Source organism: Kribbella sp. NPDC104218, from assembly GCF_055584105.1.
Genome location: NZ_JBVJMQ010000002.1, coordinates 1708069 through 1731970, shown reverse-complemented (window position 1 = coordinate 1731970; position 23902 = coordinate 1708069). Strand labels below are relative to the sequence as shown.

The following is a 23902-nucleotide window of genomic DNA, read 5'->3' as shown; positions in this document are numbered from 1 at the left end:
TTCAATGCATGTACATGCAACTACTTGTCGCAGCCACGCTAGAAGATGGCAGCTCAATCGCGCAACTCCTTGCATGAACATGTAATCTGACCCCATGGGAACCCCGGCTGTCGCCCTCGCCTCCGATCGCAGCGCGTGGGATCGCCTCCTCGCGCTACACGCCCGCGTCGAACGCGAGCTGGCCCAGGCGCTCCAGGCCCGGCACGGCCTCGCCCTCTCCGACTACCGCTCCCTCGAACACCTCGCGGCGTCGTCCACCAACGAGCTCCGCATGCAAGAGCTAGCCGACAAAGTCGGCCTCAACCAGTCCTCGGTCACCCGCCTGGTAGCCCGCCTCGAGTCCGCCGGCTACGCCTACAAAGACCTCTGCCCCTCCGACAAACGCGGCGTCTACGCCGTCATCACCCCCGAAGGCCGCGAACGCCACGCCCAAGCCCGCGCCACCTACGCCGAAGTCCTCTCCGCCACCCTCAACCTCCACGCCGCCGACCCCGAACTAGGGCCGACCGTCCAGGCCCTCCGCACGTCCCTCAGCTAGCGACCCGCTCCAGCGCGCCCAGGATCGCGGCCTGGCCAACGGGTAGTAGTCGCAGCGGCTCCGCCCGGCTGAGCGTGGGGCCGGCTTCGGGTAGCTCGTTCCGGCGACCTCTACCCGTCCGTCAGTACAGCGGCCGGGAGTATCCGAGGAGCTCCTCGAGCAGGGCCCGGCCCCTCGTGTCGATGTCGTCGCGAATGCGGCGGACGGCGTCCAGACCTTGGCCGGCGGGGGCGCTCATCGGAGCCGCCTCCGCTCGGTGGGAGCGGTGGCGGGACAGAAGCCACTTGAACACGGGACTGTTGGGTGTGGCAGGTATGCGTCGCGGTTGTACCAGAGACGGGATTTGAACCCGCACGCCCGGGGGCACCGGCACCTAAAGCCGGCGTGTCTGCCGTTCCACCACTCTGGCTGGGGGGAGGGGCTCCCCTAGGAAGCATCCTAGGGGAGCGGTGTGGGTCAGCGGCTTTGGAGGGCGTCGACGAAGACGGCTTTGAGGTCGCTGGGGTCTTCGGCTACGTAGGACTGGCCGCCGGTGGCCTGGGCCAGGCGGCGGAGTTCTTCGGGGTTGGCGTCGGGGCCCATGCCGATGGCGATGATGCGGACCGGGCGGGCCGGGTCGCGGAGGCCTTCGAGGGCGCGGATGGTGTCCTCGAGGGTGGGGCTGCCGGGGTCGTCGTTCTTGCCGTCGGTGAAGAGCAGGATCGAGTTGACGGCGTCCGACTGGTACTGCTGGCGGACGGCGCGGACGGCCGCGATCGCGGTGTCGTAGAGGCCGGTGCCGCCGTTCGGGGTCGGCCGCTGGACCTTGAGGTTGGCCAGGATCTTCTGCCGCTGGTTGGGTGACAGGGTCCGGATCGGGACCAGCTCCTTGAAGTCGGCGCCGTCGCGGCCGATCTTGGTGGAGAAGGTCCACAGGCCCAGGGCGGCCTCGTTCGGGAACATCTGCAGACCGCCGCCGGCCGCCTCGATGGTCAGCTGCATGCGGGTCTTGTTGCCGACCTTCTCGGCCATCGAGCCGGAGACGTCGATGACCGCGAGCGAGTGGGTCGACAGCGACAGCCGGCTCCAGTTGCCGAGGGCGGTCTTGATGCCGTCGGCGTTCGGCTTCGGGAGCTGCTGGACGTCGCCGACGCCGCGGCCGCCGGTCAGCGGTGTGAGGCTCGGCACCCGGAGGCCGGTCTTGTCGAGCTCCTTGGTGAAGGCGTCGCCGATCACCTCGGAGGCCAGCGCCTTGGCGGCGTCGGTCGCCTTCGTGGTGTCGGTCTTGGCGGTGACGACGATCGGGTAGTCCAGCGCCAGCGTGCCGGTGCTCGGGATGACGGCCTTGGTCAGGCTCTCCGGGTGCTCCTCCTGGAACTTCACGAAGCCCTGCTCCGAGACCGGGACGATCACCTTGCTGCCCTCCCGGGCCGCCCGGCCGAGGACGACGCCGGCGTCGGTGTACGGCTTCGGCATCGAGCCGAGCCGCTGCGCGAGCGGGACGACCACCTGCGCGACGTCGTTGTTGGACGTCGAGGTCTTCTGCCGCTCGGACTGGACGGCCAGCAGCGCCAGCGCGCCCGCCGAGGTGTTCAGCGGATCGAGCAGCGCGGGCTCGGCGCCCGCGAAGCTGCCCAGCCAGGAAGAGGTGTCGGCGAAGTTCGCACTGAGGCCCGCGAGCACCAGCGGCGAGCTGGCGATCGACGGTACGGCGACGGTCGGCACGGACTCGCCGTCGTCGGCCTGCGAGACCCACAGCGACGAGTCGGGGACCCACAGGTCGGGGCGGTTGTCACTGCCGCTCTGGACGTCTCTGGCCACGCGGGACGCCGATGCGGCGGTGATCGTGAACTGGAAGCACGGGACGCCGTTCTCGCCGCCCTTCGCCGACAGCGACTTCGCTGCGGCCTCCAGCGGCCCCTGGACCTCCGGCGTGGTGCTCAGCGACACCTGGGCGGGGTCGTCACAGGCTTTACCGCCGAGGAAACCGTCGGCGCCGGACTCCGACCCGAAGGAGCGGACCACGAACACTCCACCGATGGCGAGCACCAGTAGTCCGACCGCGGTGATGTACACGGGCCGGCGGTTGGTGCTGCTGCTCTTGTTACTTCGCGTGACCGCAGAGGAATGTTTTCCCATCGCGGCAGGTCCCTCCCTCCCAGAGGCTGACTGCGCGCGCAGAGTATCCGGTTTCGGCTGGTCAGGGCGAAGTTCGCCACGAACCGAAACGGTCCCTCCGGAAGACCGCAAAGCGCTTGCCAGTACTCCTGCTTCACTGGAAAGCGGAAAATCTCACCGACGGTGATGTTGTCGCTGCGGATCGCTCAACTCACGGTGTGATCCAACTCACACCGCTTTGCCCGCTCCCTGGACCGCTTGCATGAAACGGTCGAAGGTTTCTCCCGTCAGAGCCCCAGATCGCGGCGGAGCTTGGCGACGTGCCCGGTGGCCTTCACGTTGTACTGCGCGACCGCGATCTTGCCGTCCGGGTCGACGACGAACGTCGAGCGGATCACGCCGGTCACCTTCTTGCCGTACATCGTCTTCTCGCCGAACGCGCCGTACGCCGTCAGCACGTCCTTGCCCGGGTCGCTGAGCAGCGGGAAGCTCACGCCGTCGCGGTCGCGGAACTTGGCCAGTTTCTCCGGCTTGTCGGGCGAGATGCCGAGGACGGCGTACCCGGCGGCCTGGAGCGAGTCCAGCGAGTCGCGGAAGTCGCAGGCCTGCTTCGTGCAGCCCGGCGTCATCGCGGCCGGGTAGAAGTACACGATCACGTTCTTGCCGCGCAGGCTCTTCAGCGCGACCTCGTTGCCGTCGGCATCCTGGAGGGCGAAATCAGGTGCGGTGTCGCCGACGGAAAGACGTTCGGACATCAGGCCCTCCAGATTCGAGTGAACTGCGACCAATCCTACGTTTCAGGTGCGCGCGGGCTCGCGGTGGGTGAAGATGCGGACATGAGCCGCGTAAACCGCCCCGCGGAGCTGTTCGCCGGGTACCTGAACCCACGCCGTCCGCATGCCGGCGCGTACGACGAGATGTTCGATCCCGTCGACGGAGTCCGGACGGCGTACCGGCGGCTGCACGACTCACTGAGCCCGCTGCGTCCCGGTGACCTGACGACTCGCTCCGAAGCGCTGGACCGCGCTCTGGTCGACCAGGGCATCACTTTCAGCCTCTCTGGTCAGGAGCGGCCGTTTCCGCTCGACCTGGTGCCGCGTGTCATTACAGCGGCGGAGTGGTCGCGGCTGGAGCGTGGCATCGTCCAGCGGGTCCGTGCGCTGGAGGCGTTCCTCGCGGACATCTACGGAGCCCAGCAGATCGTGGCGGACGGCGTACTGCCGCGCCGGCTGATCACCTCATGCGAACACTTCCACCGTCAGGCGGCTGGCATCGTGCCGCCGAACGGCGTCCGCATCCACGTGGCCGGTATTGACGTCGTCCGGGATGAGCAGGGCGACTTCCGGGTGCTGGAGGACAACCTGCGCAGTCCGTCCGGTGTGTCGTACGTGATGGAGAACCGCCGCACGATGGCTCGGGTGTTCCCGGACCTGTTCGCCAAGCATCGCGTCCGGCCGGTCGGGGACTACGCCGTCCACCTCCTCCGGTCGCTGCGGGCGGCTGCGCCGTCCAGTGCCAGCGACCCGAACGTCGTCGTACTGACGCCAGGCGTCTACAACTCGGCCTATTTCGAGCACTCCCTGCTCGCCCGGCAGATGGGGGTGGAGCTGGTCGAGGGGCGCGACCTGTTCGCCCGGAACAACGTCATCTACCTGCGGACCACCGAGGGCGAGCAGCGGGTCGATGTGATCTACCGACGGATCGACGACGAGTTCCTCGACCCGGTGCACTTCGTACCGGACTCCGTCCTCGGTGTGGCCGGTCTGGTGAACGCAGCGCGTGCGGGCAACGTAGTGATCGCCAACGCGATCGGAAACGGCGTAGGCGACGACAAGCTGATCTACACCTACCTGCCGGAGATCTTGAAGTACTACCTCGGTGAGACGCCGCTGCTGCCGAACGTCGACACGTACCGGTGCTGGCTGCCGTCAGAGCAGACAGAAGTGCTGGACCGGCTCGACGAGCTCGTCACGAAGCCGGTGGAGGGCTCTGGCGGCTACGGCATCGTCTTCGGACCGGACGCCTCGGCCAAGGAGCTCCAGGCCCAGAGGCGGCGCATCAAGGCCAATCCGCGCGGCTGGATCGCGCAGCCCGTCGTACAGCTGTCGACTGTCCCCACCAAGGTCGGTGAACGGCTGCAGCCGCGGCATGTAGACCTGCGGCCGTTCGCGGTGAACGACGGCGACTCCGTGTTCGTACTACCCGGCGGGCTGACCAGAGTGGCGATCCCCGAGGGCAGTCTGATCGTCAACTCGTCCCAAGGCGGCGGCTCCAAGGACACCTGGGTCCTGGCGCCTCGCGCGTCCGCGGGGATCGCAGAGCTCAGTGGCGCCGGGCTGGGGATAGCTGGAGAAGAGGCGCCCACTCCGGAGCGCGGTCCCGAGCTCAACGTCGCCCAACAGCAGCAGCAACAGTGATGGGGAGGTGCTGACGATGCTCGCACGCAACGCCGAGTCGCTGTACTGGATCGGCCGGTACGTCGAACGCGCGGACGACACTGCGCGGATCCTGGACGTATCCGTCCACCAGCTGCTCGAAGACGCGTCGGTCGACGCCGATACGGCCAGCCGGACCCTGCTGCACGTCCTGGGCATCACTCCGCCCGACGGGACGCCGCTGGACGTGTGGGGCCTGACGGAACTGGTCGCCATGTCACCGGAGACCGGGTCGATCGTCTCGTCCATCTCCAGCGCCCGGGAGAACACCCGCGTCGCTCGGGAGGTGGTCTCCAGTGAGCTCTGGCAGTGCATCAACGCGACCTGGAACGCCGTCCCGGAGCGGCAGCGCGCTGCGCGTCGTATGGGCCCGCACGGCTTCCTGACCTTCGTGGAGGACCGCGCGGCCATGTTCGCCGGCCTGGCCGACTCCACGATGAGCCGGGACGACGGCTGGCGGTTTCTGGTCCTCGGGCGGTCGGTGGAGCGCGTCGACATGATCGTCCGGCTCCTGATGTCCCGTGTCGGTGACAAGCCGACGTCCCCGGGCTGGGTGACCGTACTGCGTTCTGCGGGCGCCCATGACACGTACCTGCGGACCTACCGCGGCGCACTCGACGCATCCCGCGTCGTGCAGTTCCTGCTGCTGGACCGGCTCTTCCCGCGGTCGGCGTTCCATGCGCTGCTGCAGGCCGAGACCTGCCTGGAGGAGCTGGACCACGGCCCGTCGGCTCGCATCGGCGCTGGTGCCGAGGCATCGCGGCTGCTGGGCAGGGCCAGGAGCGATCTGGAGTTTCTGCGTCCTGCTGAGCTGCTGGACGACCTCACCGGCCGGCTGCAGGCTCTGCAGACCACAGTGCGCGAAGTTGGCGAGGCAGTGTCGCGGCAGTACTTCCACGCCGTCCCCTGGATCGAGTGGAACAACGCGGAGGTGAACCTGTGAAGTGGCGTCTCCGAGTTGTGCACACGACGGGCTATCGGTACGAGGGTGCGGTCTCGCAGTCCTACAACGAGGCTCGGCTCACGCCGCGCAGTGACGCCCGCCAGAACCTGATGGTCGCGCGGCTGGAGACCGTCCCGGCGTCACGGGCCTACAAGTACACCGACTACTGGGGTACGGAGGTCAACGCGTTCGACCTGTTCACTCCGCACACCGAGCTGAAGGTAGTAGCGGCGTCCGTGGTCGAGACGGCTGAGCAGGCCGAGCCGGTGGTTGCTGCGAGCTGGGCGGATGTGAAATCGCCGGAGTCGCTCGACAACTTCGCGGAGTACCTCGAGTGGACCACTTACGTGCCGAAACACCGCGAGCTGGCCGCAGTGGCGCGGGAGCTGCGCAAAGGCCGCACGCCGCAGGAGACAGTGCACGCTGTCGCTAAGTGGGTGTACGGCACGTTGAAGTACCAACGCGGGACGACGGGCGTCCACTCGTCTGCTGTGGACGCCTGGCAGGCCGGTGAAGGCGTCTGTCAGGACTACGCGCACCTGACGCTGGCCATGCTGCGTTCGGTCGGCATCCCTAGCCGCTATGTCTCCGGCTACCTGCACACCAAGCCTGGCGCCGCAGTGGGGGAGACGGTCGTCGGCGAGAGCCATGCGTGGATCGAGGCCTGGACCGGCGACTGGTGGGGTTTCGACCCGACCAACGACATTCCGATCGGTCACCGGCACGTGTGGGTCGCCACTGGTCGCGACTACGGTGACGTGTCGCCGCTGAAGGGCATCTACTCCGGCGGCGCGGCGACGGCGATCGAGGTGACGGTCGACATGACGCGGTTAGCCTGAACCCATGCGGGCCATGACCGTCACGCCAGGACGTGCCAACTCGGCAACACTGGGCGAAGTTCCCGAGCCACCCGACAGTGACGGCTCGATCCTCGTCGAGGGCCTGCTGACCGGCATCTGCGGCACTGACCTGGAGCTGGTCGAAGGTGTCTTCGGCAGCGGCCGTCCGGGCGCTGACCAGCTGGTGATCGGCCACGAGTCGCTCGGTCGCGTTCTGGAGGCTCCTGCCGGCTCCGGCTTCGCACCAGGCGATCTGGTCGCCGGTGTGGTCCGCAGACCGGACCCAGAGCCCTGTCCGGCCTGTGCGCGCGGTGAGTGGGACTTCTGCCGTAACTTCCGCTACACCGAGCGCGGCATCAAGGAGATGGACGGCTACGGTGCCGAGCGCTGGCGAGTCGACCCGTACTTCGCCGTACCCGTCCCCGCGGAGCTGGGCGAGCTGGGCATCCTGGTCGAGCCGGCCAGTGTGCTCACCAAGGCCTGGGAGCAGATCGACGTGGTCGGACGCCGAGCCTGGTACGGCCCGGAGCACGTTCTGATCACCGGCGCCGGTCCGATCGGGTTGCTGGCGGCCATGATCGGCAGACAGCGCGGGTACGACGTCCATGTCCTCGACCGGATGACGGACGGCCCCAAGCCCGATCTGGTCCGTGCGCTCGACGCGACGTACGTGACTGACCTGGCCGACCTCACCGTCGTACCGGACATCGTGATCGAAGCGACTGGCGCCGGACAGGTCGTTTACGACTCCGCGAAGCTTCTGGGGCCCGCTGGGGTGATGTGCCTGATCGGCATCTCGCCCGGGCCGGCGTCCATCGAGGTGCAGCTAGACGCGCTGATCCGGCAGCTCGTCGTCCGTAACGTCGCAGTGGTCGGCGCGGTGAACGCAGGTAAGCGGCACTATGCGGACGCCGTTGACGTGCTGCTGCGCGCCGATGCGGTCTGGCTGCAGCGTCTGATCACGCGGAAAGTCCCGCTGTCCGACTGGACGGCCGCACTGGTCCGTGAGCCGGATGACATCAAGGTGGTCGTGGACTTGCGGAGCTGACCTGCGAGGATGGGGTGGGGCATGGCCCACCGGGGCAGTGCCCTACGCAGCGAAGGGAGCGTCGACAAGTGTCGGACACGAAGGCTCGGACCGCCGAGCAGATCGAGGCGGATATCGCCGCCACGCGGGCGCGGTTGGCCTCGACCGTGGACGAGCTGGTCGACCGCACGCACCCGAAGAACGTCGCGATGCGTCAGGTGGAGCAGGCCAAGGCCCAGGTCTTCGACGAGACCGGCCAGCTGCGCACCCAGAAGATCGTCGCCGTGGCCGGTGCGGTCGCGGGCGGCCTCGCCGTCCTGCTGCTGATCCGCAAGCTGGTGGGACGCCGGTGACCTCTCGCAAGAAGCTGGCCGACGACAAGCTGCCGGTCCGGATGCTGCACGACCGCGTCCTGGTCTCGGTGGAGGCCGAAGGCGAGCGTAAGTCGTCCGCGGGCATCCTGATCCCGGCCACCGCCCAGATGGGCCGCCGGCTGGCCTGGGCGAAGGTCGTCGCGATCGGCGCCAACGTCCGGACCGTCGAGGTCGACGACCGCGTGCTGTTCGACCCGGAGGACCGGGCCGAGGTGGAGGTCCGCGGCGACGACTACATCCTGCTCCGCGAGCGCGACCTGCATGCCGTCGCCGCCAACCGCCTGGAGGACGGCCAAACCGGCCTCTACCTCTGATGTGAGGACAGCCGGAACCGCTCCGGTACGCCGCCTGCGCCGGTCACCAGATCACGCACGTACTGGCCGACCAGCGGCACGAACTTGAAGCCGGAGCCGCAGAAGCCCGCAGCGACGGTGATGGGCCCGGAGCGGTCGATGACGAAGTTCCCGGACGGCGTGTTGTCGTAGAGGCAGCTGATGGCCGTCGTCCGCCCGGTGTCCAGGCCGGGGAACGTCGACTCGACGTACCGGATCAGCTCGGCGTCCCGCTCGGGTTCGACCTGGAAGTCGCGGGTGTCCGGGTCGACTGTCGGTCCAGTCGCATGCAGACCGACCTTCACCCCCGAGCCCTCCTCGAAGAGGCCGTAGCTGCTGACGCTCTGGTCCACGAAACTCGGCCAGGTCAGGTCTGGTGACACAGGTGCGAAAAAGCGCGGCTGCTCCTGGCTGACCCGGAACCGCGGCAGCGCCACCAGTCCGCCCAGAAGCTTCGGCGCCCAGCAGCCGGCCGTCACCACGACCTGCGCCGCTCTGACCGCACCACCCGGTACGTCGAGCTCCACCAGACCGTTGTGCCGACGCAGCCCCGCTACCGGTGACAGCCCGCGGAACTCGGCGCCAAGCCGAGCCGCCACGGTCTGCAGCGCCTTGACGGTCCGATCGGCGTACAACCGACCGGAACCGGGTTGGTGCAGGACTGGCGTGCTGAACCGGATGCCGGGCCAGCGCTCGGAGGCCTCCGCAGCGGTGAGCACCTCACCTGTTGTCGCGTGCAGAGCGCGGAAGGTCTCGACAGTCGCGGCGGTGACGTTGAAGTCGATGCCGCCGGTCACCTCGAAGAGTGTCTCGCCGGACTCCGCCTCCAGCTCGCGCCACAGCGGACGAGCCTGCTCAGTGATCGCAGCGACCTCGGCGTCGTCCGCGGCCGGGCGAAAGAGCCGCGTGCCGCCGTGCGAGCCACCGCGGTCGTGGCCGAGCGGGTACTGCTCCAGGACGACGACATCACGACCAGCGGCAGCCAGCGCCCGGGCGGCCGCCGATCCCATCGCTCCGGCGCCGACCACCGCTACGTCGTACGTCATCCATCGAGTATCGCGCAGAGATCAGAAGCTGTTCGGGCCGAAGCGGAAGATCGCGACGACGAGCGCGAGCAGCAGGACGATCGTGTTCAGCACGATCGGCTGGTTCTCCTTGCGGCGCGCGTGCGTGATGATCGCGCCGATCATGATCACGGCCAGACCGGAGGCCGCGAGCGGCGTCAGGATCGGGGCGATGTCGAGAGCGGCGGGCAGGATCAGGCCGAGCGCGCCGAGCAGCTCCGCCGCACCGAGCAGTTTGAGCTGACCGGGGGAGAAGGCTTCGACCCACTTCATGTTCGGGTTGGCGCGCACCTTGGCGTACGGCTGGGCGACCTTGCCGAGCCCGGCGGCCAGGAAGAAGGCGGCCAGGACCCCGGCCAGAATCCACAGAAAGACGTTCATGGCTCACTCTCGGTGCTGAGTTGACGTTTCAACCCAACCGTAGAGGGCATGACTTGAAGCGTCAAGCAACGGGTAGAATGGTCCCATGACGGCGGACCCGAAGTGGCTTTCCTCGGACGAGCTGGCGGCGTGGTTGTCGCTGGCCGGTCTGATGTTCAAGCTGCCCGGTGCGCTCGACAGCCAGCTCCAGCGGGAGTCCGGGCTCACGCACTTCGAGTACCTCGTTCTGGCGGGCCTGTCGGAGTCAGAGGGGCGCTCGCGCCGGATGAGTGACCTGGCCGGCTTCGCCAACGGCTCGTTGTCGCGGCTGTCGCATGTGGTCAAGCGCCTGGAGAGCCGTGGCTTCGTGGAGCGCCGCCCGGCTGAGGACGACGGCCGCATCACCGTCGCCACGCTGACGGACGCCGGTTTCGCCTTTCTGGTCACCGCTGCGCCCGGCCATGTCGCCGCAGTCCGCGAGTTCGTCATTGACGCGCTCACTCCGGAGCAGCTGGCGCAGCTGCGGGTCATAGCTGACCAGATCCTGGCCCGCGTCGATCCGGACAAGTCCTGCTGAGCAACAATGGACAGGTGATCTTCGAGACCTCCAAGCGGCTGCCGGACTTCCCGTGGGACAAGCTCGCCCCGTACAAGCAGAAGGCGGCTGAGCATCCAGACGGCATCGTCGACCTGTCTGTGGGCAGTCCTGTCGACCCGGTGCCCGCGCTGGTGCAGAAGGCGCTGGCTGACGCGGCGAACGCCCCGGCGTACCCGACCACGCTCGGTACGGCGTCCGCCCGGCAGTCCGCGGTCGACTGGCTCGCCCGGCGGCTCGGCGTGGTGGACGTCGACCCGCAGTCCGCAGTGCTGCCGGTAATCGGGACCAAAGAGCTCATCATGATGCTGCCGACGCTGCTCGGGGTGGGTGCCGGTGACACCGTTCTGATCCCGGATCTGGCGTATCCGACGTACGAGGCCGGTGCGGCGCTGACGCGGGCGACCAGCGTGCCGGTGGCCAATCCGACGGCGTACGACGGTCCGGTCCGCATCGCCTACCTGAACTCGCCGCGGAACCCATCCGGTGAGATCACGTCGGCCGACGACCTGCGGCGTGCAGTGGAGTGGGCCCGGGCGAACGACGTCCTGCTGGTCAGTGACGAGTGCTACGCGGAGTTCGGCTGGGACGAGAAGCCGGTGTCAGTGCTGCACCCGTCGGTGTGCGGCGGCAGCTTCGACAATCTGCTCGCAGTGCACTCGCTGTCGAAGCGGTCGAACCTTGCGGGCTACCGCGGCGGGTTCGTCGTCGGCGACGAGACGGTGGTCGCGGAGCTGCTCGCAGTCCGCAAGCACGCCGGTCTGATGGTTCCGAGCCCGATTCAGGCCGCAATGGCCGCAGCCTTCGCGGACGACGTCCACGTCGACGAGCAGCGCGAGCGGTACCTGCGCCGCCGCACTCTGCTTCGTGACGCGCTCACTGCGGCCGGCTGGAACATCACCCTGTCGAACGGCGGCCTCTACCTGTGGGCGGACCACCCCACGGATGAGGCCTACGCGCAGCTCGGCACTCTGGCCGACCACGGCATCCTGGCTGCGCCGGGCACCTTCTACAACCCCGATGCCACCCACCACATCCGCGTCGCGCTCACTGCGACCGATGAGCGCATCGAAGCGGCGGCCAAGCGGCTCAACCCCTAGTCCACTGCCGTCGGTGGTCTTGTGATCCATCACTAATAGAAAAGATGTATTACCTTTCAGTATTCCTTCGCCTACACTCCCGTTATGGGCGAGTTCGAGCGGTACGCACGGCTGACGGCAGCGATCGAGGCGCCGTACGCCGTGGTCGACCTGGCGGCGTTCCGGCGGAACGCCGACGACTTGGTCCGCCGGGCGGCCGGCACGCCGATCCGGATCGCGTCGAAGTCCGTCCGCTGCCGTCCGCTGCTCGCGGCCGCGCTGGAGCGGCCCGGCTTCCACGGCGTGATGGGGTACTCGCTCGCGGAGGCGCTCTGGCTGGCCCGGAACGGCGTCGACGACATCCTGCTCGGCTACCCGACCGCGAACCGCACCGCGCTGCGCGCACTCGCCGCCGACCCCGAATCGGCCGCCAAGATCACGCTGATGATCGACTCACCCGAACACCTCGCCTTCGTCCGCAGCGTCAGCGGCGGCGGCGGAGCGAAGATCCAGGTCTGCCTGGACGTCGACGCCTCGCTCCGGCTCTTCGGCCAGCACCTCGGCGTCCGCCGCTCGCCGCTCCGCACCCCTGAGGACGTCGTCACGCTCGCGCGCCAGGTCGTCGCGAACGACGCCTTCGAGCTGACCGGCGTGATGTTCTACGAGGCCCAGATCGCCGGGCTGCCCGACACGTCACCCGCCGTCCGATGGGTCAAGCGCCGCTCCGCCGCCGAGCTTGCTGACCGCCGCGGCGCCGTCGTCGACGCGGTCAAGCAGATCGCCGCGCTCCGGATCGTGAACAGCGGCGGTACCGGCAGCCTCGAGATCAGCAGCGCCGACCCGGCCGTCACCGAGGTCACCGCCGGCTCCGGCCTCTACGGGCCGACGCTCTTCGACAAGTACGACGTCTTCCAGCCGGAGCCCGCTGTCGCGTACGCGCTGGACGTCGTCCGTCGGCCGGCGCCGAAGATCGCGACGCTGTTCGCCGGCGGCTACATCGCTTCCGGGCCGGCGAAGAAGTCCCGGCTGCCGTTGCCCGCGTGGCCGACCGGCATGAAGCTGCTGGGCACCGAAGGCGCCGGTGAGGTGCAGACTCCGGTCGTCGGGGACGCCGCCGCGGCGCTGCAGGTCGGCGACCGGGTCTGGATGCGGTACGCGAAGGCGGGGGAGATGTTCGAGCGCTTCGACTCCGTGTACGCGATCGACGGCGCCGAGCTGACCGAGCTCGCGACGTACCGAGGTGAGGGGAAGAACTTCGGATGACGACCACCACCTGGCGGAACTGGGCCGGCACCGAGACGGCGACCGGGATCGAGGTCCTGCGGCCGTCGTCCGTCGACGAGCTCGCGGCGTCGGTCAAGGCCGCGGCCGAGCAGGGCAAGAAACTCAAGGCGGTCGGCGCCGGGCACTCGTTCACCGGCTGCGCCGCGCCCGAGCAGACGATGATCCGGCTCGACGGGCTGGCCGCGATCACCTCGGCCGACCAGGCGTCCGGTCACGTCACGGTCGGCGCGGGCACCGGCCTGCGCAAGCTGAACGCCGGCATCCACGCCTTCGACCTCGCCCTGGAGAACCTCGGCGACATCGACAAGCAGACCATCTCCGGCGCGATCTCGACCGGCACCCACGGCACCGGCGCGCGCCTCGGCGGTCTCGCCACCCAGATCGCCGCGCTCGACCTCGTCACCGCCGACGGCTCCGTCCTGCACTGCTCACCGGAGGAGAACGCCGACGTCTTCGCGGCCGCGCGGGTCTCGGTCGGCGCGCTCGGCGTCATCAGCTCACTCACGCTGCGCACGGTGCCCGCGTTCCTGCTCCGCGCGCAGGAGATGCCGCTCCCGCTGGCCGAGGTGCTGTCCGGGTTCGATGAGCTTGCCGACGGCAACGATCACTTCGAGTTCTACTGGTTCCCGCACACCGACGTCGCGCTCACCAAACGCAACAACCGGGTCGCGCCCGGCGTCGGGCCGTCGCCGGTCGGCGCGATCCGCGGCTGGATCGACGACGAGTTGCTGTCGAACCGGGTCTTCGAGCTGACCAACCGGCTCGCGCAACGGCGTCCGACGCTGGTCCCGCGGATCAACAAACTCGCCTCGCGGGCCCTGTCCGCCCGCGAGTACATCGACTTCTCGCACAAGGTCTTCTGCTCTGAACGCAACGTCGTCTTCCGGGAGTCGGAGTACGCCGTCCCGCGCGCGCACGTGGTCGAGGTGATCCAGCGGCTGCGGTCCTGGATCGATGCCTCGGGCACCCATATCCCGTTCCCGATCGAGGTCCGGGTCGCGGCCGCGGACGACATCTGGCTGTCCACGGCGTCCGGGCGGGACACGGCGTACGTCGCCATCCACCAGTACCACCGGATGGCGCACGACGCGTACTTCCAGGCCTTCGAGCGGATCGTCGCCGACTACCAGGGCCGGCCGCACTGGGGGAAGCTGCACACGCTCGGCGCCGGCGAGCTGCGCGCGGTCTACCCGCGGTTCGACGACTTCCTCGCGGTGCGCGATCGGGTCGACCCGGGGCGGGTCTTCGGCAACCCCTACACGCGGCGGGTGTTCGGCGAGTAGGTTCGCGGTATGAATGCTGTGGAGGGGCTGCAGGCCGTCGACGAGGACTGGCAGAAGGCGCTGGCCGTGGTCGCGCATCCGGACGATCTCGAGTTCGGCTGCGCGGCGGCGATCGCGCGCTGGACGGCGCAGGGCAAGGAGGTCGTGTACTGCCTGCTGACGTCGGGTGAGGCGGGGATCGACGGGCTCGCGCCGGCCGAGTGCGGGCCGCTGCGCGAGGCGGAGCAGATCGAGTCGTCGCGGATCGTCGGGGTGTCGGTGGTCGAGTTCCTCGGCCAGCCGGACGGCACGATCGAGTACGGCGTCCCGTTGCGGCGGGTGATCGCCGAGGTGATCCGCCGGCACCAGCCGGAGATCGTCATCACAAACAACTTCCGGGCGACCTGGGACGGCGACGTCCTGCTCAACCAGGCCGACCACATCGCCACCGGTCGCGCGACGCTGGACGCCGTCCGCGACGCCGCCAACCGGTGGATCTTCCCGGACGCCGGGGAGAAGTGGGGTGGCGTCAAACAGGTCTGGGCGGCCGGCTCGCCGGACTCGCGGCACGGCGTCGACACCACCGAGACCTTCGCGGCCGGGGTGGCGTCGCTCAAGGCGCACAAGGCGTACATCGACGGGCTGAACTGGCCGCATTTCGACGCGGAGGAGTTCCTCGAAGGGGTGGGCCGGCCGTCGGGCGCGCAGCTCGGGACGAAGTACGCGACGCGGTTCGAGGTCTTCAACCCGTAAGCATTCCTTGAAGGTCGGCGGCCGGCGACGGATGATCGGTACATGTCCAGGTACGAAGTGATCGCTCATGCCAAGCCGGTCCGCCGACTTTCCGACCCCGAGTACGTCGAGCTGTCGCTGAAGTCGTTCGCGCTGGACAAGGCCTTGCGCCTGCAGCGCATCGACAACCTGCCCGACGGCTCGCTGGCGATCGTCCTGTCGCATCGGACGTCGCCGCGCAAACACGACCAGGCCTACGAGCGGGCGCAGCGCAGCCTGGCGCAGCTGGGCTTCCCGGCCGCGCAGGTCGAGCGCGTCGACCTGCATCGGCTGAGCCGGCGCGGGCGCACGCTCGTCCGCTCCTGGATCTCACCGCAGGGCCCGGGCGATGCGGCGGGTGACCGCGAGCCGCGTCGTCCGAAGCCGAACCCGCCGTCGCTTCGGGCGGAGCTGGAGCTGCCCTAGGCGGCAGGTGCGCCGAGCTGCAGCACCCGCTGTGCCTCGGCGAGCACCGCGGGGGAGGCGAGCGACTGCCAGCGCGGGACCTGCTCCTGCAGGAACGGCCGCAGTTTCTCCTGCAGCTTCGGCGCGTGGTCGAGAACGTCGAGCTCGTTCACGATCGTGAGGTCGACGAGGTCGCGCAACGCCGCCGAGCCGAGCTCCTCCGACGTCCCGGTGAACCGGTCGGCGATCGTCCTGTGCTCGGCCAGATCGCGCCAGCTGGTCTCCCGGTCGGTCGCGCCGTACGCGTAGACGAGCGCTTCGGCGTCCGCCCCGATCACCGACTCGAGCACCGGCCGCTCGGTCTGCCAGTCGAACAGATGGGTCGGGAAGCCGTCCGTCCCGTACGCCGCGTGCCCCAGGCCGGCCAGCACCAGCGTCTCCGAAGCACCGAGCCCCGCCAACCGCTTCGCCACCCGGTGCAGATGCACGTACAGGCTGCCGCCCGCGTGCTCGATCTCGTCCGCCCCGCGGACCAGCAGCAACGAACCCAAGTCCTGGAAAGTGCTCATCTGACCTCTTCTCGACACGAGCGGCCAGGGCCCACGGACCGGCCCAGGCACCAACCGTAAGGTCAATCCGCACTCCCCGCCCACCACCCCGGCGTGCCGATTCGGTCACACCCCCTTAACCCCCCATTCCCCCTGACCACACCCCCGCAACCCCCTGAATCCCCCCAAATCCCGCCCCACCCCAGCCAAACTCGTCCCCATGAGCAACACCACAGCCCGCTGGACCCTCATCGCCGCCCTGGCCCTCCTCACCATCCTCACCATCACCCTCACCACCCGCCTGGACGCCGCCCTGACCCCACCCCCGGCGCCCGCAGCCAACCGCTGAGCCCCGAACCGCCCCCACTCACCAACCCCGCTCCGCCCCCGCAACGCGCCGTTGGTTGCGGCGTATCGCGGGCCTGCGGTGCCAGTTGGTGAGTGTCTGGGATCCGCCTCCCGCTGGTACGGCGGCGGAGGGCCGCGGATGGTACTGGGGTGGAACGGCCGCAGCCCCGGGGCGGAGGCGCCGGGGCTGCGGGACGCGATGGTCGCCCTGGGAAGAGGGCGGCATCGGGTGGTCCTGGATGCCAGGGAAGGTGGCGGCCAGGGCCTGGTCGTGGCCGGCGAGGGCTGTGACCGGGGGAGCCGGACCGGCGAGGGTCGCGGCTTGGTGAGGGGCGCGGTTGGGGTCAGGCAGTCGGGCCGTGGAGTGGGGACGGACTGGCTGAGGGTGGCCGCGGGTGGTTAGTCGAGGTCGGCGAGGGCCTTTTTGGCGGCTTCGAGTTCGGCTTCGAGGGCGGCTACCTTGGCGGCTTGCTGGGAGCGGGCTTCTTCGATGACCTCGTCGATGGGGGTGGAGAGGTCTTCGTGCAGCTCTTTGGCGGCGCGGGAGACGGCGGCGGCGGCGACGGCGAGGCCGCGGGCCAGGTAGGTGGAGCCCTGCTTGAGCTCGGCGTGCCACTCGCCGTCGGCGGTGCCGGTGACGGTCAGGGTGAGCTCGATGGTCTTGGTCTTCTTGCCGGCGGCCTTCTTCGCGGGGGCCTTCTTCGGCGCGGGGGCCTCGGGCGTCGCGTCGACGGGCGAGCCGTCGGTCGGGCTGTCGGTGGGGGCGGCCAAGGTGGTGTCGGGAGTGTCGGCGACGTCCGACGGCGCTTCTACTGCCAGAGTGTCTACAGTCATCGTTGCGGCGATCTCCTTCTAGAACATCGCCCGCGGTGAGCGGGCTGGCGCTGTGCGAACATTAGAACATACGTTCGACCCCAACACCAACCCGCCCGCGTGTCACGACGTCAGGACTGCGTCTCCGACCGGTCGCCCGACCACTCCAGGTGGAAGGTGCCCTCGCGGTCCACGCGCTTGTAGGTGTGCGCGCCGAACAGGTCCCGCAGGCCCTGGATCAGCGCGGCCGGCAGCCGCTCGGCGCGCAGCCCGTCGTAGTACGACAGCGCCGCCGAGAAGCCCGGGGCCGGGACGCCGGCCGTCGCGGCGGTGGCCACGACCCGGCGCCACGCCTCCTGGCCGTTGCTGACGGCGTCCTTGAAGTAGTCGTCGACGAGCAGCGACGGCAGGGCCGGGTTCCGGTCGTAGGCCTCCTTGATGCGGTCCAGGAAGCGGGCCCGGATGATGCAGCCGCCGCGCCAGATCGTCGCCATCGCGCCCAGGTCGACACCCCAGTCGTACTGCTCGGAGGCGGCCCGGATCGCGTCGAAGCCCTGCGCGTAGGCGACCAGCTTCGACGCGTACAGCGCGTGCCGCACGTCTTCGATGAAGGCCGCCCGGTCGACATCCGCCTTCGCCGTGGCCGGCCCCGGCAGCACACCGGCCGCCGCCTCCCGCCGGACGACGTCGCCGGACAGCGACCGCGCGAAAACGGCCTCCGCCATCCCGCTGACCGGGATGCCCAGGTCGAGCGCGGACTGCACGGTCCAGCGGCCGGTGCCCTTCTGCTCGGCCTGGTCCAGGACGACGTCCACGAACGCGCCGCCGGTGGTCGGATCGGTCTGGCTGAGCACGTCCGCGGTGATCTCGATCAGGAACGACTCGAGGTCGCCGGTGTTCCACTCCCGGAAGACGTCGGCCAGCTCGGCCGGCGACAGGCCCAGCACGTGCCGGAGCAGGTCGTATGCCTCGGCGATCAGCTGCATGTCGGCGTACTCGATACCGTTGTGCAGCATCTTCACGAAGTGGCCGGCGCCGTCCGGGCCGACGTGCACGCAGCACGGCTCGCCGTTCACGTGGGCCGAGATCTTGGTCAGGATCGGGCCGAGCGCGGCGTACGACTCCTTGGAGCCGCCGGGCATGATGCTCGGGCCGTTCAGCGCGCCCTCCTCGCCGCCGGAGACGCCGCTGCCGACGAAGTGCAGGTTCTTCTCCGCCAGCGCCTGCTCGCGGCGCCGGGTGTCCAGGAAGTGCGCGTTCCCGGCGTCGATGACGATGTCGCCCGCGTCGAGCAGCGGCACCAGCTCGTCGATCACGGCGTCGGTCGGCTCGCCGGCCTTGACCATGATGATGATCTTCCGCGGCTGCTCCAGCGCCTCGACCAGGGCCGGCAGGTCGGCGGCGGCGGTGAAGTCACCTTCGTGACCGAACTCCTCGATCAGCGCGTCCGTCCGGCCCTGGGACCGGTTGTGGACGGCGACGCGGAACCCGTTGCGCGCCAGGTTCCGGGCCAGGTTGCGGCCCATCACGGCCAGGCCGGTGACGGCGATCTGCGCTTTCTCAGAGCTCATCAGTTCTCTCCCGCGGTTCAAGTGGTGTGCGGACCCATCTTCGCGCGCCCGGCAAGCGCTCGCCCACGGGGGCCCGACTGGCGGACGAAGGTGAGCCCGGCTCCACCTCCGGGCGGCAATTCCGGCCCCGGCCGGAACCGGAAAACGCGTTCATGCTCCGCTTCGGCCCGGTTCACCGCACGTTGTCCGGTGCTGAGGACAGTCACCGTGACTGACTGCGCTGGGGGAGAAGTTGGAGGGGCGAGGTGGGGGTGCGGATGCAGTTTCTCGAGGATCCGCGGGGAGGTGAACGGCTGTGGCGCCTGTTGTCGGGGAACAACCGGCCGCTGGCACTCGGCCGTGGGGGACGGCGGTCGCCGCAGGACGAGCTGGCCGCGGTCCGGCGGCTCGTCCGCGAGGCGGAGCCCGCGCTGCGCAGGGATCCGGACGGGCGTTGGCGGTGGGAGCTGGCGACGCAGGGCGGGCCGGATGTGCGCTGTCCGGGGGTTTTCGCCCGGCAGATCGACGCGCGCCGGGCATTCCATCGATTCACGCAGGCTGTTGAGCTGGCCGAGGTCACATCCGGTCATCTGACGCAGCGCGAGCCGAACCGGTGAGCGAGCAGGCGCCGCGCCGGTTGCGGGCCTCGCTGTCGCCGTCCGACGTGGTGTTCCGGCTGGTGGCACGTGGCGGCGGCGGGCTGGTGCTGCTGATCACCGGCGGCATCGGGGTCTTCCTGGCCTACCAGGCGAAACCGACGCTGCAGACCTACGGCTGGCGGTTCTTCACCGAGCAGGCCTGGCAGCCCGAGGCGAATCAGATCGGCGTCGCGGCGATCCTGTTCGGGACGGTGGTGATCGCGACCATCGCGATCGCGATCTCGTTCCCGCTGGCGGTCGCCACCGCGCTCTACATCACCGAGTGGGCGCCGCGCGGGCTGAAGAAGACGCTGATCGCGGTGGTCGACCTGATGGTCGCGGTGCCGTCGATCGTGTACGGCCTGTGGGGGTTCTTCCTGCTGCAGCCGTGGATCATCCACCTCTCCCGCTGGATCACCGACTTCTTCGGCTGGATCCCGATCTTCGCGGTCGACACCGACCCGGACGCCGCGGTGTTCGACGGCGCGACGTACGCGTCGTCGGCGTTCATCGCCGGGATCGTGGTCGCGATGATGGTGATGCCGATCGCGTGCGCGGTGATGCGCGAGGTGTTCGACCAGACGCCGCGCGGCGAGCGCGAGGCCGCGCTGGCCCTCGGCTCGACCGGCTGGGGCGTCGTCCGCGCCGTCGTCCTGCCGTTCGGTCGCGGCGGCATCATCGGCGGCACCATGCTCGGCCTCGGGCGCGCGCTCGGCGAGACGATCGCGGTGGTGATGATCGTGTCGCCGTTGTTCGAGATCAACTGGCACGTCCTGCAGTCCGGCTCGATCACGATCTCGTCGATGATCGCGCTGCGCTACGGCGAGGCCCAGGGCTCCCAGCTGAACGCGCTGATGGCGGCCGGCCTGGTCCTGTTCGTCATCACGCTGATCGTCAACCTGATCGCGGGCTTCGTCGTCGCCCGCAGCCGCAGCGGCGCCGGAACGGAGATCTGATGGCTCTCAGTACGGCCGAGGAGCCGCAACGCAGACAGTTGCGGGTTGTCGATGTGCAGGATCGGGCTGGGTTGGTGGGCTCGGCGGTGGCTGGGTTGTCGCTGACTTGGGTGTTGTACAGCCGGATTCTGCCGACTGAAGGGACGCTGGGCTTCATCGTCTGCTGGTGGCTGAGTTTCACCGCGCTGTACCTGCTGCTGACCGGACTGCGCCGCGGCCGGGTGGTCCTGGCCGACCGGTTCGCCGTTCTGCTGGCGCACAGCGGCGCCGCGCTGGTGGGGATCGCGCTGACGACCGTGATCGGCTACACGCTGATCCGCGGCGCGCCCGCCCTGCTGCACTGGAACTTCTTCTCCCAGGATCTCCGGACGGCGGGTCCACTCGAACCGCTCAGCACCGGCGGCGCCGTCCACGCGCTGGCCGGCACGCTGATCCAGATCACGATGGCGATCGCGGTCACGCTGCCGCTCGGCGTCCTCTGCGCGGTCTACCTGACCGAGGTCGGCGGACGCGCGGCGCGGCTGGTCCGGTCGGTGGTCGAGGCGATGACCGCGCTGCCGTCGATCGTGGCCGGCCTGTTCGCGTACGTCGTCCTGCTGATCGGCTTCGGGATGCGGCTGTCCGGTTTTGTCGCCGCGATGGCGATCTCGGTGATGATGCTGCCGATCATCGCGCGGTCGTCCGAGGTGGTCCTGCGACTCGTCCCGAGCGGGCTGCGGGAGGCGTCGCTGGCACTCGGCGCGACGCAGTGGCGGACGGTCTGGTCGGTGGTCCTGCCGACCGCCCGGCCCGGCCTCGCGACCGCGCTCGTACTCGGTACCGCGCGGGGTATCGGCGAGACCTCGCCGGTGCTGCTCACCGCCGGATTCACGACCTACCTGAATCTCAACCCGTTCTCCGGGCCGATGACATCGCTGCCGTTGTTCACGTTCAAGATGTCGCAGTCGCCGGAGAGCAATTACATCAGCCGGGCGTTCGGCGCCGCCGCGCTCCTGCTGGTCCTGGTCCTGCTGCTGTTCGCGTTCTCCCGCTGGATGGCCGGTCGTGGCCGTTCCGGCGCCCGATGAGAGGAACTCCGATGCGACGGCTCAGCGCCTTCGTGCTCGCCCTGCTGCTCACGACCGCGTTCGCGGCGCTGCCCGCGTCGGCCGGCGGGACGGCGTACGCGCCGATCTACGGCACCGGCTCGACCTGGTCGCAGAACGCGCTGGACCAGTGGATCCGCGACGTCGAGCCGCGCGGGATGCGCGTCGAGTACGGCGGGGGCGGCTCGTCCCGCGGCCGGCTCGACTTCGCCAACCGGCTGGTCGACTTCGCGGTCTCCGAGATCCCGTACCAGGGCGTCGATCCGCTGACCGGCGCCGCCGACACCGCGGCCGGGCGGGACTTCGCCTACATGCCGATCGTGGCCGGCGGGACGGCGTTCATGTACCAGATCCGGATCCGCGGGCAGCTCTACCAGGATCTGCGGCTGTCCGGCGACACGATCACGAAGATCTTCACCGGCAAGATCACCAACTGGAACGACGCGCAGATCACCAGGGACAACAACGGCAAGGCGCTGCCGAACAAGAAGATCATCCCGGTGGTGCGCTCCGACGGCTCCGGGACGACGGCGCAGTTCACGATCTGGATGAACACCCAGCACAAGCCGCTGTGGGACGCCTTCTGCCGGACGACGCAGGGCCGGCCGTGCGGCCAGACGTCGTACTTCCCGACCAAGAACTTCGCCGGGGTGAAGGCGCAGGGCGGCTCGAGCCAGATGGCCGGTTACATCTCGGCGAGCTACGCCGACGGCGCGATCGGGTACGTCGAGTACTCGTACGCGCTCGGGAAGTCGTACCCGGTGGCGAAGGTCCGCAACAACGCCGGGTACTACACGTCGCCGACGGCGTACAACACCGCGGTCGCGCTGACGAAGGCGCAGATCGACACCACGCCCGGCCCGAACTATCTCACCCAGAAGCTGACCGGCGTCTACAACAACGCCGATCCGCGGACCTATCCGCTGTCGTCGTACTCGTACATGATCCTGCCGACGTCGAACCTGAGCACGTCGAAAGGCCAGACCCTGGCCGACTTCGCCTCCTACTTCCTGTGCCAAGGGCAACAGAAGGCCGCGCCGCTCGGGTACTCGCCGCTGCCGCTGAACCTGGTCCGCTCGGCATTCCAGCAGGTGGCCAAGGTGCCCGGCAGCCCGTCGTCCGCGACCGACATCAAGAAATGCGGCAACCCGACCTTCGACGGCAAGAACCTGAACCGCAACGTGCTGGCCGACATCGCCCCGCAGCCGCTCGCCTGCGACCGGGACGGCGCGGGCCCGTCGATCGGCGGCAAGTGCGTCGCCGGGACGCCGAACAACCCGGGCAACAACAACGGGACCGGCAACGGCAACGGGAACAACGGAACCGGCAATGGCAACGGCAACGCCGGGAACGGGAATCAGGGCGGCAACGGCAACGGGGCCAACGGCAACGATCCGAACCCGAACCAGAACGGCAACAACTCGACCACCGGACCTCCGACGACCGGCCCTGGGGCGGCGATCGACCCCGAGACCGGTCAGGTGATCAATGCCGGTGGCAACAACAATGGCACCTACCAGCCGACCGGCAACGTCACCGAGCTGACCGGCGATCGTGGCGGCAACAACATGCTGCGCAACCTCGGCGTGCTGACCGCCGTCGAGATCCTGCTCGTGCTGCTGGTGCCGACGCTCGTCTCCCGGCATCTGCAGAAGAAGCGGGCCGGCCAGTGAGCGCTGCGGCAGCGGTCGCACCCCGGCTGAAGGCGCGGGTCCGGGCCGAGCTCGACCTGCGGCCGCAGCTGACGGCCGACGCCGCGCGGCTGTTCGCGCTCGGCATCCTGGCATTCTCGATCTACGTCCTCCTGCTCGGCGCGCTGCAGTTCAATCGCGCCCAAGACGTTGCCTACGACAAGCTTCGCGGTCAGCTCGCCGAGGCGACGGCGCCCGTCGGGCCGGACGTCGTCGTCGGCGCGCCGGTCGCCGTCCTCGACATCCCCGGGCTCCAACTGCGGCAGGTGATCAACGAAGGCACCACCGGCGCGATCCTGCGCGACGGGCCGGGCCATCGCTCCGACACCCCGCTGCCCGGCCAGGCCGGGATCTCGGTGATCTACGGGCGCGGGCTGACCTTCGGCGCGCCGTTCCGCAGCCTCCCGCAGCTCGTGCCCGGCACCCGGTTCGAGGTCGTCACCGGCGAAGGACGGTTCACCTACGAGGTCAAGGCGATCCGCCGGGAGGGGGATCCGTTGCCCGCGGCACTGACCCAGGGCGCGTCCCGGCTGACGCTGGTGACCGCCGAGGGCGCGCCGGTCCCGGCCAGGACGGTGTACGTCGACGCCGAGCTGGCCACGGGCGCCGCGTTACCCGACCCGGGCGGGCGAGTGGCCCGGGTTCCCGACTCCCAGCAGGCCTTCGGGACCGACCTTTCCGGCGTCCTGACGCTGGTGCTGTGGCTGGAGGCGCTGATCGTGGTCGCCGCCGGCTTTGTCTGGTTCCGGACCCGGATCGGCCGCTGGGAGTCCTACCTGATCGGCGCGCCGATTGTCGTCGCGCTGGCATGGCGGGTGTTCGAGCAGATCGCCGCCATGCTTCCGAATCTGATCTGAGGATCAGTCCT

26 protein-coding genes and 1 tRNA gene are annotated in these 23902 nt (G+C 69.3%); 19 read left to right on the top strand and 8 right to left on the bottom strand.

The features are described 5' to 3' along the window. The first annotated feature begins 94 nt into the window (after nucleotides 1-94). Entirely contained in the window at nucleotides 95-538 is a 444-nt protein-coding gene (locus ACZ6ZD_RS23990) for a MarR family winged helix-turn-helix transcriptional regulator (RefSeq protein ID WP_465675648.1), read from the top strand. Between the two features lie 328 nt (nucleotides 539-866). Here the strand turns inward: ACZ6ZD_RS23990 and ACZ6ZD_RS23985 are convergent. The 3 genes from ACZ6ZD_RS23985 to bcp form a co-directional block, all read right to left on the bottom strand. Beyond that, nucleotides 867-947: transfer RNA gene (locus ACZ6ZD_RS23985), tRNA-Leu, on the bottom strand. A 47-nt stretch (nucleotides 948-994) separates the two neighbouring features. Then, complete coding sequence (locus tag ACZ6ZD_RS23980; RefSeq protein WP_465675646.1) at nucleotides 995-2656, bottom strand: VWA domain-containing protein; 1662 nt, start codon at nucleotides 2654-2656, stop codon at nucleotides 995-997. 266 nt (nucleotides 2657-2922) lie between these two features. Then, complete coding sequence (gene bcp / locus ACZ6ZD_RS23975) at nucleotides 2923-3390, bottom strand: thioredoxin-dependent thiol peroxidase (RefSeq protein WP_465675644.1); 468 nt, start codon at nucleotides 3388-3390, stop codon at nucleotides 2923-2925. Nucleotides 3391-3471: 81 nt separating this feature from the next. Between bcp and ACZ6ZD_RS23970 the strand changes: the two genes are divergently transcribed. From ACZ6ZD_RS23970 to ACZ6ZD_RS23945, 6 genes are all read left to right on the top strand, one after another. Continuing rightward, nucleotides 3472-5052, top strand: coding sequence for a circularly permuted type 2 ATP-grasp protein (locus ACZ6ZD_RS23970; protein WP_465675642.1), 1581 nt, complete (start codon nucleotides 3472-3474; stop codon nucleotides 5050-5052). Nucleotides 5053-5068: 16 nt separating this feature from the next. Then, nucleotides 5069-6013, top strand: coding sequence for an alpha-E domain-containing protein (locus tag ACZ6ZD_RS23965; RefSeq protein ID WP_465675640.1), 945 nt, complete (start codon nucleotides 5069-5071; stop codon nucleotides 6011-6013). Then, entirely contained in the window at nucleotides 6010-6852 is an 843-nt protein-coding gene (locus tag ACZ6ZD_RS23960) for a transglutaminase family protein (RefSeq protein WP_465675638.1), read from the top strand. Before ACZ6ZD_RS23965 ends, ACZ6ZD_RS23960 begins: the two co-directional genes overlap by 4 nt. 4 nt (nucleotides 6853-6856) lie before the next feature. Then, a complete protein-coding gene (locus ACZ6ZD_RS23955; RefSeq protein ID WP_465675637.1) occupies nucleotides 6857-7900 on the top strand; it encodes a glucose 1-dehydrogenase in 1044 nt (347 codons plus the stop codon). A 68-nt stretch (nucleotides 7901-7968) separates the two neighbouring features. Continuing rightward, nucleotides 7969-8232, top strand: a complete 264-nt coding sequence (locus ACZ6ZD_RS23950) for a DUF3618 domain-containing protein (RefSeq protein ID WP_465675635.1) — start codon at nucleotides 7969-7971, stop codon at nucleotides 8230-8232. Then, nucleotides 8229-8567 (top strand): GroES family chaperonin, encoded by a 339-nt coding sequence (locus tag ACZ6ZD_RS23945; protein WP_425551743.1) that lies wholly within the window; start codon nucleotides 8229-8231, stop codon nucleotides 8565-8567. The genes ACZ6ZD_RS23950 and ACZ6ZD_RS23945 overlap by 4 nt, the downstream gene beginning before the upstream one ends. On the opposite strand, the gene ACZ6ZD_RS23940 is transcribed toward ACZ6ZD_RS23945, so the two are convergent. Together ACZ6ZD_RS23940 and ACZ6ZD_RS23935 are read right to left on the bottom strand one after the other, a co-directional pair. After that, a complete protein-coding gene (locus tag ACZ6ZD_RS23940) occupies nucleotides 8558-9631 on the bottom strand; it encodes an FAD-dependent oxidoreductase (protein WP_465675633.1) in 1074 nt (357 codons plus the stop codon). The genes ACZ6ZD_RS23945 and ACZ6ZD_RS23940 overlap by 10 nt on opposite strands. 21 nt (nucleotides 9632-9652) lie before the next feature. After that, entirely contained in the window at nucleotides 9653-10030 is a 378-nt protein-coding gene (locus ACZ6ZD_RS23935; RefSeq protein ID WP_465675631.1) for a DoxX family protein, read from the bottom strand. Between the two features lie 85 nt (nucleotides 10031-10115). On the opposite strand from ACZ6ZD_RS23935, the gene ACZ6ZD_RS23930 reads away from it, so the two are divergent. The 6 genes from ACZ6ZD_RS23930 (at nucleotide 10116) to ACZ6ZD_RS23905 (ending at nucleotide 15426) form a co-directional block, all read left to right on the top strand. Continuing rightward, nucleotides 10116-10586, top strand: a complete 471-nt coding sequence (locus tag ACZ6ZD_RS23930) for a MarR family winged helix-turn-helix transcriptional regulator (RefSeq protein WP_465675629.1) — start codon at nucleotides 10116-10118, stop codon at nucleotides 10584-10586. A 17-nt stretch (nucleotides 10587-10603) separates the two neighbouring features. Continuing rightward, nucleotides 10604-11704, top strand: a complete 1101-nt coding sequence (gene dapC, locus ACZ6ZD_RS23925) for a succinyldiaminopimelate transaminase (protein WP_465676089.1) — start codon at nucleotides 10604-10606, stop codon at nucleotides 11702-11704. Nucleotides 11705-11788: 84 nt separating this feature from the next. Then, the gene (locus ACZ6ZD_RS23920; RefSeq protein WP_465675627.1) at nucleotides 11789-12946 is read left to right on the top strand and encodes an amino acid deaminase/aldolase; all 1158 of its coding nucleotides are present in this window, start codon (nucleotides 11789-11791) and stop codon (nucleotides 12944-12946) included. Further along, nucleotides 12943-14250: a D-arabinono-1,4-lactone oxidase gene (locus ACZ6ZD_RS23915; RefSeq protein ID WP_465675626.1), complete on the top strand. Its 1308-nt coding sequence runs from the start codon at nucleotides 12943-12945 to the stop codon at nucleotides 14248-14250. Before ACZ6ZD_RS23920 ends, ACZ6ZD_RS23915 begins: the two co-directional genes overlap by 4 nt. A 9-nt stretch (nucleotides 14251-14259) precedes the next feature. Next, the gene (locus ACZ6ZD_RS23910) at nucleotides 14260-14982 is read left to right on the top strand and encodes a PIG-L deacetylase family protein (RefSeq protein ID WP_465675624.1); all 723 of its coding nucleotides are present in this window, start codon (nucleotides 14260-14262) and stop codon (nucleotides 14980-14982) included. Nucleotides 14983-15024: 42 nt separating this feature from the next. Next, nucleotides 15025-15426, top strand: a complete 402-nt coding sequence (locus ACZ6ZD_RS23905; protein WP_465675622.1) for a hypothetical protein — start codon at nucleotides 15025-15027, stop codon at nucleotides 15424-15426. Here ACZ6ZD_RS23905 and ACZ6ZD_RS23900 read toward each other — a convergent pair. Beyond that, on the bottom strand, nucleotides 15423-15974 hold the full coding sequence (locus ACZ6ZD_RS23900; protein ID WP_465675620.1) for a DUF6817 domain-containing protein: 552 nt from the start codon (nucleotides 15972-15974) through the stop codon (nucleotides 15423-15425). The two genes, ACZ6ZD_RS23905 and ACZ6ZD_RS23900, sit on opposite strands and share 4 nt — an antisense overlap. Nucleotides 15975-16173: 199 nt before the next feature. Between ACZ6ZD_RS23900 and ACZ6ZD_RS23895 the strand changes: the two genes are divergently transcribed. Then, complete coding sequence (locus ACZ6ZD_RS23895; protein ID WP_465675618.1) at nucleotides 16174-16302, top strand: hypothetical protein; 129 nt, start codon at nucleotides 16174-16176, stop codon at nucleotides 16300-16302. Nucleotides 16303-16700: 398 nt separating this feature from the next. Here the strand turns inward: ACZ6ZD_RS23895 and ACZ6ZD_RS23890 are convergent, their stop codons facing one another. Continuing rightward, a complete protein-coding gene (locus ACZ6ZD_RS23890; RefSeq protein WP_465675616.1) occupies nucleotides 16701-17135 on the bottom strand; it encodes a DUF6319 family protein in 435 nt (144 codons plus the stop codon). A gap of 110 nt (nucleotides 17136-17245) precedes the next feature. Beyond that, complete coding sequence (gene gndA, locus ACZ6ZD_RS23885; protein ID WP_465675614.1) at nucleotides 17246-18685, bottom strand: NADP-dependent phosphogluconate dehydrogenase; 1440 nt, start codon at nucleotides 18683-18685, stop codon at nucleotides 17246-17248. 257 nt (nucleotides 18686-18942) lie between these two features. Here gndA and ACZ6ZD_RS23880 point away from each other — a divergent pair, with 257 nt between their 5' ends. From ACZ6ZD_RS23880 to ACZ6ZD_RS23860, 5 genes are read left to right on the top strand one after another with little or no spacing between them, the layout of a single operon-like run. Beyond that, nucleotides 18943-19281 carry a hypothetical protein gene (locus tag ACZ6ZD_RS23880; protein WP_465675612.1) on the top strand — a complete coding sequence of 113 codons (339 nt, stop codon included), beginning with the start codon at nucleotides 18943-18945 and terminating at the stop codon, nucleotides 19279-19281. Next, nucleotides 19278-20258, top strand: coding sequence for a phosphate ABC transporter permease subunit PstC (gene pstC, locus ACZ6ZD_RS23875; protein WP_465675610.1), 981 nt, complete (start codon nucleotides 19278-19280; stop codon nucleotides 20256-20258). The genes ACZ6ZD_RS23880 and pstC overlap by 4 nt, the downstream gene beginning before the upstream one ends. Then, nucleotides 20258-21325: a phosphate ABC transporter permease PstA gene (pstA, locus tag ACZ6ZD_RS23870; protein WP_465675608.1), complete on the top strand. Its 1068-nt coding sequence runs from the start codon at nucleotides 20258-20260 to the stop codon at nucleotides 21323-21325. The genes pstC and pstA overlap by 1 nt, the downstream gene beginning before the upstream one ends. Nucleotides 21326-21336: 11 nt before the next feature. After that, nucleotides 21337-23016, top strand: coding sequence for a phosphate ABC transporter substrate-binding protein PstS (locus ACZ6ZD_RS23865; protein WP_465675606.1), 1680 nt, complete (start codon nucleotides 21337-21339; stop codon nucleotides 23014-23016). Further along, a complete protein-coding gene (locus ACZ6ZD_RS23860) occupies nucleotides 23013-23891 on the top strand; it encodes a sortase (RefSeq protein WP_465675604.1) in 879 nt (292 codons plus the stop codon). Before ACZ6ZD_RS23865 ends, ACZ6ZD_RS23860 begins: the two co-directional genes overlap by 4 nt. The last annotated feature ends 11 nt before the right edge of the window (nucleotides 23892-23902 follow it).